Source organism: Roseomonas sp. OT10 (genome assembly GCF_020991085.1).
GTDB lineage: Bacteria > Pseudomonadota > Alphaproteobacteria > Acetobacterales > Acetobacteraceae > Roseomonas > Roseomonas cutis.
Genome location: NZ_CP087719.1, coordinates 5,259,305 through 5,275,000, shown reverse-complemented (window position 1 = coordinate 5,275,000; position 15,696 = coordinate 5,259,305). Strand labels below are relative to the sequence as shown.

The 15,696-nt window shown below is 73.4% G+C and carries 11 protein-coding genes; 8 read left to right on the top strand and 3 right to left on the bottom strand.

All coding sequences use genetic code 11. The annotated features are described in order from the left end of the window. Window positions 1-290: 290 nt before the first annotated feature. Together LPC08_RS24055 and LPC08_RS24050 are read right to left on the bottom strand one after the other, a co-directional pair. The gene (locus LPC08_RS24055; RefSeq protein WP_230450741.1) at window positions 291-1,277 is read right to left on the bottom strand and encodes a tripartite tricarboxylate transporter substrate binding protein; all 987 of its coding nucleotides are present in this window, start codon (window positions 1,275-1,277) and stop codon (window positions 291-293) included. Window positions 1,278-1,398: 121 nt separating this feature from the next. Continuing rightward, complete coding sequence (locus LPC08_RS24050; RefSeq protein ID WP_230450740.1) at window positions 1,399-2,289, bottom strand: LysR substrate-binding domain-containing protein; 891 nt, start codon at window positions 2,287-2,289, stop codon at window positions 1,399-1,401. Between the two features lie 120 nt (window positions 2,290-2,409). Between LPC08_RS24050 and LPC08_RS24045 the strand changes: the two genes are divergently transcribed. The 6 genes from LPC08_RS24045 (at window position 2,410) to LPC08_RS24020 (ending at window position 7,636) form a co-directional block, all read left to right on the top strand. Then, window positions 2,410-2,652 (top strand): DUF1127 domain-containing protein, encoded by a 243-nt coding sequence (locus tag LPC08_RS24045; protein ID WP_230450739.1) that lies wholly within the window; start codon window positions 2,410-2,412, stop codon window positions 2,650-2,652. Between the two features lie 411 nt (window positions 2,653-3,063). Continuing rightward, complete coding sequence (locus LPC08_RS24040) at window positions 3,064-3,993, top strand: ring-cleaving dioxygenase (protein ID WP_230450738.1); 930 nt, start codon at window positions 3,064-3,066, stop codon at window positions 3,991-3,993. 75 nt (window positions 3,994-4,068) lie between these two features. After that, window positions 4,069-4,743 carry an alpha/beta hydrolase gene (locus tag LPC08_RS24035; RefSeq protein ID WP_230450737.1) on the top strand — a complete coding sequence of 225 codons (675 nt, stop codon included), beginning with the start codon at window positions 4,069-4,071 and terminating at the stop codon, window positions 4,741-4,743. A gap of 162 nt (window positions 4,744-4,905) precedes the next feature. After that, window positions 4,906-5,466 carry a nucleoside 2-deoxyribosyltransferase gene (locus LPC08_RS24030; protein WP_230450736.1) on the top strand — a complete coding sequence of 187 codons (561 nt, stop codon included), beginning with the start codon at window positions 4,906-4,908 and terminating at the stop codon, window positions 5,464-5,466. Between the two features lie 61 nt (window positions 5,467-5,527). After that, window positions 5,528-6,571 carry a Bug family tripartite tricarboxylate transporter substrate binding protein gene (locus LPC08_RS24025; protein WP_230450735.1) on the top strand — a complete coding sequence of 348 codons (1,044 nt, stop codon included), beginning with the start codon at window positions 5,528-5,530 and terminating at the stop codon, window positions 6,569-6,571. 81 nt (window positions 6,572-6,652) lie between these two features. Then, on the top strand, window positions 6,653-7,636 hold the full coding sequence (locus LPC08_RS24020) for an SAM-dependent methyltransferase (RefSeq protein ID WP_230450734.1): 984 nt from the start codon (window positions 6,653-6,655) through the stop codon (window positions 7,634-7,636). Window positions 7,637-7,729: 93 nt separating this feature from the next. Here the strand turns inward: LPC08_RS24020 and LPC08_RS24015 are convergent, their stop codons facing one another. Further along, window positions 7,730-10,033, bottom strand: coding sequence for an NADP-dependent malic enzyme (locus tag LPC08_RS24015; protein WP_230450733.1), 2,304 nt, complete (start codon window positions 10,031-10,033; stop codon window positions 7,730-7,732). A 100-nt stretch (window positions 10,034-10,133) separates the two neighbouring features. Here LPC08_RS24015 and mutS point away from each other — a divergent pair, with 100 nt between their 5' ends. Both mutS and LPC08_RS24005 read left to right on the top strand, forming a co-directional pair. Beyond that, window positions 10,134-12,899, top strand: a complete 2,766-nt coding sequence (gene mutS, locus LPC08_RS24010; protein ID WP_230450732.1) for a DNA mismatch repair protein MutS — start codon at window positions 10,134-10,136, stop codon at window positions 12,897-12,899. After that, the gene (locus LPC08_RS24005) at window positions 12,896-15,670 is read left to right on the top strand and encodes a [protein-PII] uridylyltransferase (protein WP_370643271.1); all 2,775 of its coding nucleotides are present in this window, start codon (window positions 12,896-12,898) and stop codon (window positions 15,668-15,670) included. The genes mutS and LPC08_RS24005 overlap by 4 nt, the downstream gene beginning before the upstream one ends. Window positions 15,671-15,696 lie beyond the last annotated feature (26 nt).

Here is a 15,696-nt window from a genome sequence, read left to right as displayed (position 1 = left end):
CTCAATCCCCCAAACAACGCAGGTGCCTCAGCCCGGCCTCGCAACCCTTAAGGCCGCGAACCGATCACCAAGAACAATCCCGCCTTCCCAGGAGATGCCTCCGCCTCCCCAGGCCAGCACCTCAGTGCCAGCCCTCCGCTTCGGTGAGGCCGATATAGGGGCGTTCAGCCCCGCACGTCCAGAGGGAAATCACGGAACTTCATGCATTCGACGCATGGCTGAAACAGGGACTCTCCCTCTTGCCGAGACGGCGGCCCCGGATGCCGGAACCGCCGCCCCGACTCGCCACGTCATCCGTCGGCGCGGATCTCGTTCTCCCGGATCACCTGGCCCCAGCGATCGATCTCCCGGGCCAGGAACGCGCTGCATTCCTCGGGGGAGGAGGCGACCACATCTGCCCCCTGCTCCTCGATCTTCCGCTTCACCTCCTCCTCCGCCAGCACCTTGGCCAGCGCGGCGTGCATCTTCTGGACGATCGGGGCGGGCGTCCCCGCCCGGCCCAGGAAGGCCCACCAGGTCGGCGCCTCGAAATCCTGGAACCCCTGCTCCGCGAAGCTCCGGGTGTTGGGAACGTGGCGGGAGGCGGTCTTGGTGGTGACGCCCAGCGGCCGCAGCGTCCCGTTGTGCATGTACTGATTGATGGCCAGGACATTGCCCATGTAGAGCGGCACATGCCCCGCCACCGCATCCTGGGCGGCCGGCGCCCCACCCTTGTAGGGCACGTGCACCAGCCGGATGCCCGCCCGGCTCGACAGCAGCGTGGTCGAGACATGCGCCAGCCCGCCGACGCCGGAGGTGGCGTAGTTCAGCGTATCCGGCGCCTTCTTCGCCGCCTCGACGAGCTGGGCGAAGGTCTGGAACGGCGTGCTCTTGTGCGCGGTCAGCACCAGCGGCCCCGTGCCGACCAGGCTGACCGGGACCATGGCTTCCAGCGTCTTGTACGGCAGACGCATCACGCTCTGGTTCGTCGCCTCCGTGTCGTAGACCAGCGTCCAGGTGTAGCCGTCGGGCGCGGCGCGCGCCGCCTCGATGGCGCCGATCGAGCCCGAGGCACCGCCGCGGTTCTCGATCACCACCGGCTTGCCCAGCACCTCCTGCAGCCGGGGCTGGAAGATCCGCGCCACCGTGTCGGTGCTGCCGCCGGGGGGCCAGCCGATGATGAGGCGGAGCGGCCGGTCAGGCCAGGTCGCGGCCCCGTCCCCCTGGGCCCGCACGATGGCAGGCGCGGCCAGGCCCAGGGCCGTGGTCACAAGCAGCTTGCGGCGCAACAGGATCATGTGCGCGTTCCTTTCCCGGATGTCTCCCGGGCAGGAGCCTCCCACGCCAGGGAGGCGGACCTCAAGCGCCCGTCGCCGCATCGGGCCGGGCTGCGCCGGCTCGTGATCGGCCCCGCCGGCGTCAGGCCACCGCGGCGGTGGTCTCCATCTCCGCCCGGAAGCCCTCGGTGATGTGCCGCCCCAGGCGCGCGGCCAGCGGCACGTTGGGCCGCACCCGCAGCGCGATCTGGAAGTCCGGCAGGCGCGGCAGCCCGTCCTCCTCCCCCAGCACGCGCAGCCCGGGCGGCAGGCTGCCGGACAGGCCCATCGTCACCGCCAGCCCCGCCAGCGCGATGGCATGTGTCCCCGTCTGCGAGGCGGAGCTGTAGGCGACCCGCCAGGGCAGGCCGGAGCGGACCAGCGCCTCCTCCGCCGCCCGGCTCCAGGGGCAGGGGCCGCTGCACAGCGCCACCGGCAGCGGCCGGCGCAGGTGGACCGGGTGCTCGACCGCCCCGATCCAGCGCAGCGGCCCGCGCCACAACCGCTCCGCCTGCGTCCCCGGCCGCTCGTTGCCCAGGGAGAAGATGGTGATGTCCAGCTCGCCCTCGTCATAGGCGTGCAACAGGGCGGTGCTGGGCAGGCAGACGACCTCGATCTCCACCGCCGGATGTGCCTGGGCGAAGCGCGCCAGGATCTCCGGCAGCCAGATCAACGCGTAATCGTCCGGCGAACCCAGCCGCACCCGCCCCACCAGCTCCGGCGTGCGGAAGCCCGAGATGATCTCGTCGTTCATCTCCAGCATCCGCCGGGCCCGGTCGAGCAGCCACTCGCCATGCGTCGTCGGGCTCAGCCCGCGCGCCCCGCGGACAAGCAGCGGCTGGCCCAGCACCTCCTCCAGCCGGCGCATCTGCATGGAGACGGCCGATTGCGTCCGGCCCACCGACTGCGCCGCGCGGGTGACGCTGCCGCCCTCGGCCACCAGCACGAAGGAGCGCAGCAGGTCGGGGTCGAGACCCGGGGGAAGGGCTTGCATGGTCATCAATTTGGCTGATGCCCAAGCTCAAAACAACTCGTTTCCCTCATGAAGCCGGCTCCGCCATATGCAGGACCCGACGGCGGAACGACCCGCCGGCGAAGCGCAAGGAACGAACCGATGTCCGCCCACACCTCCCCTGTCGCCCTCGTCTACGGTGCCGGCGCGCCGGCGAGCCGCGGCCAGCGGGCGATGGGCTGGATGCACGCCGTCTTCCGTGTCTTCCAGGCCATCGAAAGCCGCCGCCTCCTCGCCGAGATGGACGACCGCATGCTGTCCGATATCGGCATCAGCCGGAGCGAGGCCGATCACGAGGCCAACCGCGCCCCCTGGGACCTCGCCGCGCCCAGCCGGCGCGGCTGAACGGCACCGGCCAGGGCTGCCCCCTTCCGGCGGGCCGCCCCTCGCCCGGCTCGCGGTGACCGACGCCGGCCTATGGGGCTCCGTGCTGGCGGCATGTCCTGGCCGCCTGTTCCGCCAGACCGGTTCCCCCGGGCGGCCGGGGATATCCTGGCCGCCTGGAGCACGAATGGCGCCCGGCCACGCTCCCCTGGCCTGGGCGGGCGGGATGCGACCAGGATGACGGACCCGGCGATGCGGCACGCCACCCGGCCGACCCCGCAGGCGTCACCGCAAAGTCAATTCCATTCCTGCACGATAGTGATTGCGTGCATGCAATCCACTTCCGCTGCCATCCGGGCATCGGGAGGCCTATCTGGGGTGCCACCGCAGGGCAGGCGCTCTGACCCAACCGATAGGCAGGAGGCTCCCTCCATGGCCCGCAACGGCATCCACCACGTCACCGCCATCGCCGGAAACGCGAAGCGCAACCTGGATTTCTACACTCGCGCCCTCGGGCTGCGGCTGGTGAAGAAGACGGTGAACTTCGATGATCCCGGCGCCTACCACCTCTACTACGGCGACGCGGCCGGCAGCCCCGGGACGATCCTCACCTTCTTCCCCTGGGAGCACGCCGCCCCCGGCCGCCTCGGCATCGGCGAGACGCAGGAGACGGCGTTCCGCATCCCGCAGGCCGCCACCGGCTACTGGCTGCACCGCCTGATGGAGAAGGGCGTGGAGGTCGAGCGCGCCACCCGCTTCGGCGAGACCGTGCTGGCCTTCCGCGACCCGGACGGCCTGCGCCTCGCCCTCGTCGCCCTGCCGGGCCTCGAGGCGGAGGCCGGGTGGGACAACAGGGACATCCCGGCGGAGCACGCGATCCGGGGCTTCCACGGCGTCACGCTGATGCTGGAGGACGGCGCGCGGACCGGCGCCATCCTGACGGACGTCTTCGGCTTCGCCGAGCTGGCGCGGGAGGGCGACACGGCGCGCTACGCGGCCGAGGGCACGGCCATCGGCGGGATCGTGGACCTGCGCTCGGTGGGCGGCTTCCTGCCCGGCCGGATGGGCCGCGGCAGCGTGCACCACGTCGCCTTCCGCGCCGCCGACGACGCGGCGGAGATGGAGATGGCACGCCGGCTGGGCGCGAACCATGGCCTGCGGCCCACGGAGCAGAGGGACCGGCACTACTTCCGCTCCGTCTACTTCCGCGAGCCGGGCGGCGTGCTGTTCGAGATCGCCACCGACATCCCCGGCTTCGCCGTGGACGAGGCGGAGGCGTCGCTCGGCACGGCGCTGAAGCTGCCGGACTTCCTCGAGCCGCACCGCCGCACCATCGAGGCGGCACTGCCCGAGCTGGCCTGAACCCGCGATGCCGCGCGCCCCGGAACGGGCGCGCGGCCCCCCCTGCCGGCCCACCCCTCCGGGGAGAACCATCCCATGCGCGCCGCCACCGAACTGAGCTTCCTGCACCGCTTCGAGCCCGCCACCGCGCCGGACCTGCCGCCGCTCCTCCTCCTGCATGGCACGGGCGGCAACGAGGACGACCTGCTGCCGCTGGGCCGCCTGGTCGCGCCCGGGGCGGCGCTGCTCTCGCCGCGCGGCAAGGTGTCGGAGAACGGCATGCCCCGCTTCTTCCGCCGCCTGGCCGAGGGCGTGTTCGACGAGGCCGACCTGCGCCGCCGCACGGACGAGCTGGCCGAGTTCGTCCGCGACGCCCGCGCCGCCTACGGCATCGGCGCCCCGGTCGCGCTGGGCTTCTCCAACGGCGCCAACATCGCGGCCGCGATGCTGCTGCAGCGCCCCGGCCTGCTGCGCGGCGCCGCGCTCCTGCGCGCCATGCCGCCCTTCCGCCAGCCGCCCGAGGCCGATCTGGGCGGCACGCCCGTGCTGCTGCTCTCAGGCACGGCTGATCCGATCGTGCCCGCCGCCAGCAGCGCCGCCCTCGCCGCGCTGCTGGACCGCGACGGCGCGGCGGTGACGCATCATGCCCTGCCGGTGGGCCATGGCCTGTCGCAGATGGACGTGTCGCTGACCAGGGACTGGCTGCGGAGCTTGGCCGGACAGGAACGCCTCGGCGCACCCGGAGGCCCCGCCGGGCGGCGCGCCCCCTGACCTCGCGGCGCGGCCGGCGGCGATCCCGCCGGCCGGGTCCGGCAAGCCCGCCCGTCATCCTCCGGTGCGGCGGTCCTGGCACGCCGGGCGCGTTAACCTTTTGCTTTCCTTCTCCACCGCAGATTGGTGGCCTGGAAGGGCTTGGCGCGCTAAGAGAACAGAATGAGAATCTACCTCGCTGGACCGGAAGTCTTCCTCCCGGATGCCGAGGCGCTGGCCACGGCGAAGAAGGCCATCTGCGCCCGGCACGGGGCGGAAGGGGTGTTCCCGCTGGACCCGGTGGACTGCCCACGGGCCGACGCGGCCGGCGAGCGCTACCTGGAGATCTACCTCCGCAACGAGGCGCATATCCGCGGCTGCGACGCGCTGATTGCCAACCTCACCCCCTTCCGCGGCCCCTCCGCCGATGCCGGCACCATCTATGAGCTGGGCTTCATGCGCGCCCTGGGCCGGCCGGTGGCGGGCTATGCCAATGCCGACGGCGTCTTCCGCGACCGCACCCTGGCCTTCCTGGATGGCCGCGCCCGCCGCCGCGCGGATGGCTCCTGGGAGGATGAGGAAGGGCTGCACCTCGAGGATTTCGGGCTGCACGACAACCTGATGATCGATGGCGGCATCCGTGCCGCAGAGGGCCCGCTGGTGATCCGCGCCATCCCGCCCGAGGCGCGCTGGCACGACCTCTCCGGCTTCGAGGCGGCGCTGCAGGCCCTGGTGGGGCGCTGACCGGAGGCCCGTCCCCGCCCCGCTGTCCGCTCTGGCCCGGTCCGTGCAGGATGGGCGCGGGATGCAGCCGACGAACGGAGAGACGGACATGCTGGGACGACGCGAGCTCGGGCGGATGGCCGCCGGCACGCTGGGTCTGGCCGCCACCCTGCAGGCCGCCCGGCCTGCCGCCCTCAGGGCCCAGGGAGCGGGGGCCGGGACGGGCGCCTTCCCCACCCATCCGCTGCGCTGGGTGGTGGGCTACCCGCCCGGTGGCGCCTCGGACGTCTTCGCCCGGCTGATCGGGGCGCAGATGTCGGGCGTGCTGGGCCAGAACGTGGTGGTGGAGAACCGCCCCGGCGGCGGCGCCGTGCTGGCCAGCGAGACGGTCGCCCGCGCGGCGCCCGACGGCTACACCCTGCTGCACGTCGACAACGGTATCCTGGTCTACAACCCGGCCCTCTACAGCCGGCTGCCGCTCGATCCCGACAAGGACCTCGCGGGCGTCGGCTTCATCGGGCGCTTCCCGCTGTTCCTGGTGGTGCGCCCGGACGACCCGGCCAGGACCTTCGCCGACTACGTCGCCGCGACGCGGCAGCGGGTGCCCACCTATGGCAGCCCGGCCGTCGCCTCTCCCCACCATCTGGCGATGGAACTGCTGAAGCGCCGCGCCGGCGGCTTCGAGGCCACCCACGTGCCCTATCGCGGCGCCCCGGCGGCGATGCAGGACCTGCTGGCCGGCGCGGTGGACAGCGTGATGGTGGACTGCGCCACGGGCATCCCCTTCCTGCGCGACGGCAAGGCGCGCGCCCTGCTGGTGATGAGCGAGGCGCGCAGCGCCTCCGCCCGCGACGTGCCGACCGCGCTGGAGCTGGGCCATGCCGGCGCCGTGGCCTATGGCTGGCAGGGCATGTCCGTCCCGGCCGGGGTGCCGGCACCGGTGGTGCAGCAGTTGAACACGGCGCTCAACCGGGCCACCGCCTCCGGCGAGCTGCAGGCGCGGATGCAGACCCTGGGCATCGAGCCCGCGCCATGGACGCCCGCCGAGTTCTCCGCCTTCGTGGAGAAGGAGATCGCGCTGTGGCGCCCGCTGATCCGGGAGCTGGGCATCCGGCTCGACAGTTGAGCCCGCCCGCGCCCCCCGGGGGCTTCCCGCCGCGGCCGGGGGCGGGCAGACAGGGCCGGGCATGGCAAGGGGCATGGCAGCTTGTGGCGTTGGCTGACGGCGGGACGGGCGAAGGCACGCCAGGCGGAGTTCGCGGCCTGGAACACCAAGGTGCTGGGCTCGGTCCTGGCGCGCCAGGCCTATGAGCAGGGCTTCGCCGCGCAGGGCTCCCGCGGCCCCGCCGCCCCCGTCCCGCTCGGCCTGACGGGCCGGCTCTGCCGCCAGGCCGACCTGGAAGCCCCCTGGCTGCACCACTGGTGCGACCGCCAGGCCATCCTGCCCCTCTACCACCGCAAGGTGTGGGAGGACTGCTTCGTCCTGCAAGCCTTGTGGGAGGCGGGGATGCTCGCCCCCGGCCGCCGCGGCCTGGGCTTCGCGGTCGGGGCGGAGCCCCTGCCCGCGGTGATGGCGGCCGCGGGGGTGGAGGTGCTGGCCACCGACCTCTCCCCCCGCGACCCGCGCGCCCGCGCCTGGATCCGGGCGGAGCAGCACGGCAGCAGCCTGGACACGCTCTACCGCCCGCACCTCGTGGACCGGGCGACCTTCGATGCCCGGGTCCGGCATCGCGACCTGGACATGCGCCACGTCCCGGCCGAGCTGGACGGGCAGTTCGACTTCGTCTGGTCCGTCTGCTCCTTCGAGCACCTGGGCAGCATCGAGGCCGGGCTGGAGTTCGTGCGCCGTGCCATGCGCTGCCTGCGCCCCGGTGGCGTCGCCGTGCACACCACCGAATTCAACCTGGACGATTCCGGCCCGGGGCTGGAACGCGGCCCCACCGTGCTGTTCCGCCGCCGCCACCTGGAGAGCCTGTTCGACCGCCTCGCCCGGGACGGCCACGACCCCCTGCCGATGGACTGGGAGGCCGGCGACGGGGTGCTGGACCGCTTCGTCGACCTGCCGCCCTACCCGCTCCAGAAGGGCTGGCCCCTGGCCATCGCCCCCGACGCGCCGCACCTGAAGCTGGCCGTCCACGGCTGCGTGGCCACCTCGGCCGGGCTGATCCTGCGCGCCGGGACGGAGAGGTAGCGGCGCGCCCACCCCGCCGCATCCCGGCAGGCCCGGCGGCAGCGCCGGGCCCGGACGGGCGGGAGGTGCCGGGGGGCCGAGCCCTCCCGCCCGTCAGCGCGTGATCGCGGCGTGGGCGGCGAGGCAGGCCATGTCGAGGATCTGGTTCACCCCCGCCGCCGTCGGCACCACCTGGGCCGGCTTCGCCAGCCCCTGCAGCACCGGGCCGACGGTGGCGGCGCTGGTCAGGCGGGGCACCGCCTTAGCCAGGATGTGCGCGGCGTGCAGGCCGGGCATCACCAGCACGTTGGCGGGGCCGGTCAGGCGGCAGAAGGGGTAGAGGGTGCGCATCGCCGGGTCGAGCGCGACATCGGCCGTCATCTCGCCGTCGTACTCGAAGTCGACCTCCGTCTCGTCCAGCAGCTTCACCGCCTCGCGGATCGAGCCGGGGATGGTGCCGCGCGGATCGCCGAAATTGGAGAAGGAGAGGAAGGCCACCCGCGGCTCCAGCCCCAGGCGCCGCGCCTGGGCGGCGGACTGGCGCGCGATGGCGGCCAGCGTCGGGGCGTCCGGCCGCTCGTGAATCGCGGTGTCGGCCAGCAGCACGCTGCCCGCGCGCCGGGTGAGCAGCAGCGTCAGGCCGAACATCACGTGCTCCTCGCCCGTGCTGTCCTGGCCCTTGTCGATGCCGAGCAGGATGCCCTTCAGCGAGGCGGAGTAGCTGCGCGTCGTGCCCGTCACCATCGCGTCCGCGTCGCCCAGCGCCACCATGCAGGCGGCGAAGGCGTTGCGGTCCTGGTTCACCGCGCGCTGGCAGTCGCGGAACAGGAAGCCCTCGCGCTGCTTGCGGGAGTAGATGTACTCCGCGTAGCGCAGGTTGCTGTCCGACAGGGCGGCGTTGTGGATCTCGATGCCGTCCGGCAGCGGGATGCCCAGCGCCGCGACGGTCGCGGTGATGCGCTCCTCGCGCCCCACCAGCACGGGCGTGCCATAGCCGGCATTGGCGAAGGCGATGGCCGCACGGATCACCTTCTCCTCCTCGCCCTCGGCGAAGACGACCCGCTTGGGATTGGCCTTCACCCGCTCGGTGATCATCTCCAGCGCGCCGGCGGCGGCGTCCAGCCGCCCGGCCAGCTCGCGGGTGTAGCGGGCGAGGTCCATCAGCGGCTTGCGCGCCACGCCCGAATCCATCGCCGCCTTGGCGACGGCGGGCGAGACGCGCGAGATCAGCCGCGGGTCGAAGGCGTTGGGGATGATGTATTCGGGGCCGTAGCGCAGCGGGTTGCCGCCGGCCACCTCCTCCGGCACGTCCTCGCGCGCGAGCGCGGCCAGCGCCTCGGCCGCCGCGACCTTCATGCTGTCGTTGATCGTGCTGGCGCGCACGTCCAGCGCGCCGCGGAAGATGAAGGGGAAGCCCAGGACGTTGTTCACCTGGTTCGGGTAGTCGGAACGGCCGGTGGCGATGATGACGTCCGGCCGCGCCGCCTTGGCCTCGTCCGGGGTGATCTCCGGATCGGGGTTGGCCATGGCGAAGATGATCGGCTTGTCCGCCATGGCGCGGACCATGTCCTGCGTCACCGCGCCCTTCACGGACAGGCCGAAGAAGGCGTCCGCCCCCTCCATCGCCTGGGACAGGGTGCGGCGGTCGGTCGTCACCGCATAGGCCGACTTCCACTGGTTCATGCCCTCGGTGCGGCCGCGGTAGAGCACGCCCTTGGTGTCGCACATCAGGATGTTCTCGGGCCGCATGCCCATCGCCTTGACCAGCTCGGCGCAGGCGATGGCGGCGGAGCCCGCGCCGTTGATCACGAGCTTCGTGGTCTTCAGCTCGCGCCCCGTCAGGTGGCAGGCGTTGATCAGCCCGGCGGCGGCGACGATGGCGGTGCCGTGCTGGTCGTCGTGGAAGACGGGGATGTCCATCAGCTCGCGCAGGCGCTGTTCGATGACGAAGCACTCCGGCGCCTTGATGTCCTCGAGGTTGATGCCGCCGAAGGACGGGCCGAGGTAGCGGACGCAGTTGACGAACTCGTCCACGTCCTCCGTGTTGAGGCACAGGTCGATGGAGTCGACGTCGGCGAAGCGCTTGAACAGCGCCGCCTTGCCCTCCATCACCGGCTTGCCGGCCAGCGCGCCGAGGTTGCCCAGCCCCAGCACGGCGGTGCCGTTGGAGATGACCGCGACCATGTTGCCCTTGGCCGTGTAGTCGTAGGCGAGCGACGGGTCGCGGTGGATGTGCAGGCAGGGCTCGGCCACGCCGGGCGAATAGGCCAGCGACAGGTCGCGCGCGGTGATCAGCGGCTTGGTGATGCGGATCTCGATCTTGCCCGGCCGCCCCTCGGCATGGAGCGCCAGCGCCTCCTCCGCGGTCACCCGCGCCGTGCGCGTGTCCTGGCTCTTGCTGCGCGAAACGTCGTCCATGGCCGTGTCTCCACCCTGGCCACGGGTATATGGCTCGGGGCGCGATCGGGAAAGTCGCCTCCTTCGCGGTTGCGGCAGAGACCGCTAGGCTGGGCCCCAGATGCCCGACCTGCCGACCGATCCGCTCTCCCCGCCCGCCGCCCCCCGCCTCGACCCGCGCGGCGCCACCCCGGCCATGGCCCAGTGGTTCGCCGCCAAGGCCGCGCATCCGGACGCGCTGGTCTTCTTCCGGCTGGGCGACTTCTTCGAGATGTTCTTCGACGACGCCCTGCTGGTGGGGGAGGTGCTGGACCTCGCCACCTCCCACCGCGGCGAGCACAACGGCCAGCCGGTCCCGATGGCCGGGGTGCCGGCGTATGCGCATGAGTCCTACCTCGCCCGGCTGCTGCGGCGCGGCTACCGGGTGGCCGTCTGCGACCAGATGGAGACGCCGGAGGAAGCCAAGGCCCGCAAGGCGCCCACCATCCGGCGGGAGGTGGTGCGCGTCGTCTCGCCCGGCACGGTTACCGAGGAATCCCTGCTGGAAGGGGGGCGCCCCTCCTGGCTGCTGGCCCTGGCCGAAGCGGGCGAGGCCCTGGGCGCCGCCTGGCTGGACATCTCCACCGGCGCCGTCTGCACGGAGGTCCTGGCCCCGGCCGAGGCGGCCGCGCTGCTCGCGCGCCTCGACCCGGCCGAGGTGCTGGCCCCGCCCGGCCTGGTCGCCAGTGGCGCGCTCGCCCCTCTCGGTGCCCGGCTGCGCGAGGCCGTTCCGCCGCGCGACCCGGGCCGCCGCGCCGCCGAGGCCTGGGGGGTGGCGAGCCTGGAGGGGTTCGGCAGCTTCTCGCCCGCCGAGGTCGCGGCGCTGGCCATGGCGCTGGACTATGTCCGCGACGCCCAGGGCGGCACCCTGCCGCGCCTCTCGCCCCCCGAATGCTGCGGCGATTCCCGCACGCTGCGGATGGACGGCGCCACCCGCCGCAGCCTGGAGATCCTGCGCGCCGAGCGCGGGGGGGCGGAGGACTGCCTCTTCGCCGCGGTGGACCGCACCCTGACCGGGGCGGGCGGGCGGGAGCTGGCCGCGCGGCTCGGCGCGCCGCTGGCCGATCCCGGCCCGATCGGCGAACGCCACGCGGCGGTGGCCGCCCTGCTCGACGCGCCGCGGTTGCGCGCGGCCCTGCGCCAAGCGCTGCGCGGGGCGCCGGACATGGCGCGCGCCCTGGCCCGGCTCTCCGTCGGGCGCTTCAACCCGCGCGACCTCGCCGCGCTGCGCGACGGGCTGGGGCGGGCGGCGGCGATGCAGGCGGCGTTGCGCGCGGAGGAGCTGCCCCTCCTCCTGCTCCGCGCCGCCCGCGCCCTGGTCCCGGACGCCTCGCCCCAGGCGGAGCTGGCCCGCGCCCTGGCCGAGACCCTGCCCGCCCGGCTGGAGGATGGGGGGGTGATCGGCGCCGGCTATGACGGGCAGCTCGACGCGCTGCGCCGGCTGCGCGACGGGGCGCGCGAGGCGATCCTGGAGATGCAGCGCGAGCTGGCCCGCGCCTGGGGCGTCGCCAGCCTGAAGATCCGCCACCACCAGCAGTTCGGCCACCTGGCGGAGGTGCCGTCCTCGGCCGGCGAGACCCTGTTGCGGGCCCAGAAATCGGGAAAGGGGGCACAGGAGGGGCCGCTCGCGCCGATCCACCGCCAGACCATGGCGAACACCCACCGCTTCACCTGCGCGGCGCTCGCCGAGCTGGACCGCAAGCTGGCCTCGGCGCGTGACGAGGCGGGGCGGCGGGAGGCACGGGTGGTGGCGCACCTGCGCCAGCTCTGCCTCGACGCGGCGACCGGCATCGACGCCGCCGCCCGCGCGGTGGCCGAGATCGACGTCCAGGCGGCGGCGGCCGAGCTGGCGGCGGGCGGCGGCTGGTGCCGACCGGAGATCACGGACGGGACGGAATTCCGCATCCGCCAGGGCCGCCACCCGGTGGTGGACGCAGCACTCCGCCGGGCGAAGGGCCCCGCCTTCGTGCCGAACGACGCCGACCTCTCGGCCGGGCGGCGGCTCTGCCTGCTGACGGGGCCGAACATGGCGGGCAAGTCCACCTTCCTGCGGCAGAACGCGCTGCTGGTGGTGCTCGCCCAGGCGGGGCTCTTCGTGCCGGCGGAGGGCGCGCGGCTGGGGCTGGTGGACCGGCTCTTCTCCCGCGTCGGCGCCGCGGACGACCTCGCCGGCGGTCGCTCCACCTTCATGGTGGAGATGAGCGAGACGGCGGTGATCCTGAACCAGGCGGGGCCGCGCTCGCTGGTCATCCTGGACGAGGTCGGGCGCGGCACCGCCACCTGGGACGGGCTCGCCATCGCCTGGGCGGTGCTGGAGGCGCTGCACGACCGCCTCCGCTGCCGCGCGATCTTCGCGACCCATTTCCACGAGCTGACGGCGCTCGCCGGCAAGCTCCCGGAGCTGGCCCCGGCCACCCTGCAGGTGCGCGAGCACCGGGGGCGCGTGGTCTTCCTGCACAGCGTCGCGCCCGGCGTCTCCGAACGCTCCTGGGGGCTGCACGTGGCGCGGCTGGCCGGCGTGCCGCGCGGGGTGGTCGCGCGGGCGGAGCAGGTGCTGGCGGCGCTGGAGGCGCGGGCGAAGGGCCTCGACCCGCTCTCCGAGGAGCTGCCGCTCTTCGGGGCCGCCGCGCCCGTGGCGCCGGACCCTTCCGAAGCCGACCGGAACGTTCTGTCCGACGAACCCGCGGCGCCGGCCTCCGGCCTCGTGCTGGAGGCACTGGCCGCCATCGACCCGGACGCCCTCACGCCGCGCGAGGCGCTGGAGGCGCTGTACCGGCTGAAATCCCTGGCCCCGACCCTGCACGACGCTGTTACCGCGCCCCGCGCCGGCTTATCCTCCATCGCATGAAGCTCTTTGGGGCCGGTGCCGACACCGCCATCCACGTTCCCGACGACGACGCCCGCGCCCTGACGGAGGCGTTGCTCCCCCCTGCCGGCCCCCTATCGCGCGACATGGCGATCGCCCTGCTGCGCCGGCGCCTAGCCAAGGTGCAGTCCAGCGTCCAGCAGGAGTTCGAGACGGGCGAGATGCCCGGCCTGATCGCCGGGCGCCGGCTGGGCGCGCTGATGGACGGGGTGATCACCGCCATCCACGCCTACAGCCTCGCCGTCGTCGGGCGGGAGGAGGCGTCGCGCCCGCCCTTCGCCCTGGCCGCGACCGGCGGCTACGGCCGCGGCGTGGTCGCGCCCTTCAGCGACACGGACCTGCTCTTCGTCTCGGAGCAGCCGCTGGGCCAGGCCGGGCGGCGCATGGTGGAGTTCATGCTCTACGTGCTGTGGGACCTGGGGCTGAAGGTCGGCCACGCCACCCGCACCATCGCGGAGTGCCTGGAGGACGCCAAGGGCGATCCCACGGTGCAGACGGCGCTGCTGGACGCCCGCTTCCTCACCGGCCACCGCCCCGTCTTCGACGCCTTCGCCGCCGCCTTTGCCGCCGCGCGCAAGGACTGGGGGATCGGCCAGTTCCTCGCCGCCAAGCGGCAGGAGCGCCAGGCCCGCCACGCCCGCTACGGCGAGAGCCCCTACCTGGTCGAGCCGCACCTGAAGGAGGGGCGCGGCGGGTTGCGCGACCTCCAGACCATGTACTGGATCGCCCGCTACGCCTTCGGCACGCAGAAGATGGGCGAGCTGGTCGGCCCCGAGAGCCCGGGCGGCGGGCTGCTGACGGCGCAGGAGGCCCGCGCCTTCCGCCGCGCCTGGAACTTCATCTGGACCGTGCGCTTCCACCTGCACTACGTCACCGGCCGCGCCGAGGAACGGCTGACCTTCGACCTGCAGCCCGTGGTGGGCGCCCGCATGGGCTACACCCGCCATGGCAAGCAGGACGGGGTGGAGCGCTTCATGAAGCATCTCTTCCTCACCGCCCGCGACGTGGTCCGCCTCTCCCGCCTGCTGGAGCCGGCGATCGAGCGCAGCGTGCTGGGGATGCCCGCGCTGCAGCCCGCCCCCAGCCCCGCCCTGGCCGCGGCGGGGATCGCGCTGGCGGACGGCAAGGCCCTGATCTCGCCCAGCCTCGACGTGACGGCCGACCCGGCGGCGATGCTGCGGCTGATGCTGGCGGTGCGCGACCTGGGGCTGGAGCTGCACCCCCTCGCCAACCGCAGCCTGATCCGCAACGCGCGCTACGCCTCCCGCCTGCGCAGCGACAAGGCGGCGGGGGCGATGTTCCTCGACCTGCTGACCGGCCCGCATTCGGCGCGCTGCATGCGGGTGCTGAACGAGGTCGGCTTCCTGTCGCGCTACATCCCCGACTGGGCGCGCATCGTCGGGCTGATGCAGTTCGACACCTACCACGTCTACACCGTCGAGGAGCACACGATCGAGGCGATCCGGGTGCTCAACGGGCTCGACGAGGGCGACCTGGAGAACATCGCCCCCGTCGCCTCCGAGCTGATCGGGCAGTTGCAGTCGCGACGCGCCCTCTACGTCGCGATGCTGCTGCACGACATCGCCAAGGGCCGCGGCGGCGACCATTCGGAGCTGGGCGCGCGCATCGCCCAGGAGGTCTGTCCGCGCATCGGCCTGACGCCGGAGGAGACGGAGACCGTCTCCTGGCTGGTGCTGAACCACCTGCTGATCAGCCAGACCGCCTTCAAGCGCGACATCGACGACCCCAAGACCATCCTCGACCTGGCGGAGATCGTGCAGTCGCCGGAGCGGCTGCGCCTGCTGCTGGTCCTCACCGTCGCCGACATGCGCGCGGTCGGGCCCAAGGTCTGGAACGGCTGGAAGGCCACGCTGCTGCGCGAGCTGTACTGGCGCGTGGCGGAGGTCCTGGCCGGCGGCCTGTCCGTGCCCGAGCGCGACGTGCGCGTGGCCCGCGCCAAGCAGGCGGTCACCCCCCTGCTGCAGGGCTGGCCGCAGGAGGATGTGGAACGCTTCCTGTCCGTGGGCTACCCCGGCTACTGGCTCTCCTTCGACGCGCAGACCCATGCTCGCCACGCCGCCATGATGCGCGAGGCGGAGTCGACCGGCGCGCCGCTGACCGTCCGCACCCGCGTGCTGGAGGCGCGGGCGGTCACCGAGGTCACCGTCTACGCCGCCGACCATCCCGGGCTGTTCAGCCGCATCGCGGGCGCGCTGGCCGTCGGCGGGGCCAGCATCGTGGATGCGCGCATCCACACCATGACCAACGGCATGGCGCTGGACACGTTCTGGGTGCAGGACGCGGTGGGCGGCATGCTGGACGCGCCGCACCGCCTCGCCCGCCTGTCCGTGCTGATCGAGCAGGCGCTGTCGGGCCGCATCCGCCTGCCCACGGAGATCCGCAAGGTGCGGCGCGAACCCTCCCGCCTGCGGGCGGTGACCGTGCCGCCGCGGGTGGTGATCGACAACCACGCCAGCTCCTCGCACACGGTGGTGGAGGTGAACGCGCGCGACCGGCCCGGCCTGCTGCACGACGTGACGGCGGCGATCAGCGAGCAGGGGCTGCAGATCGCCTCCGCCCATGTCACCACCTATGGCGTGCGGGCGGTGGACGTCTTCTACGTGAAGGACGTGTTCGGCCTGAAGGTGGAGAACGAGCGCAAGCTCGCCAGCCTGCGCCAGGCCCTGCTCAAGGCCCTGATGCCGGCCGGCGAGGGCGGCGCGGCCGAGGTCCCGCTCGCCAGCGCCGTCTGATACGGCCGGACGAGGACAAACCGCCC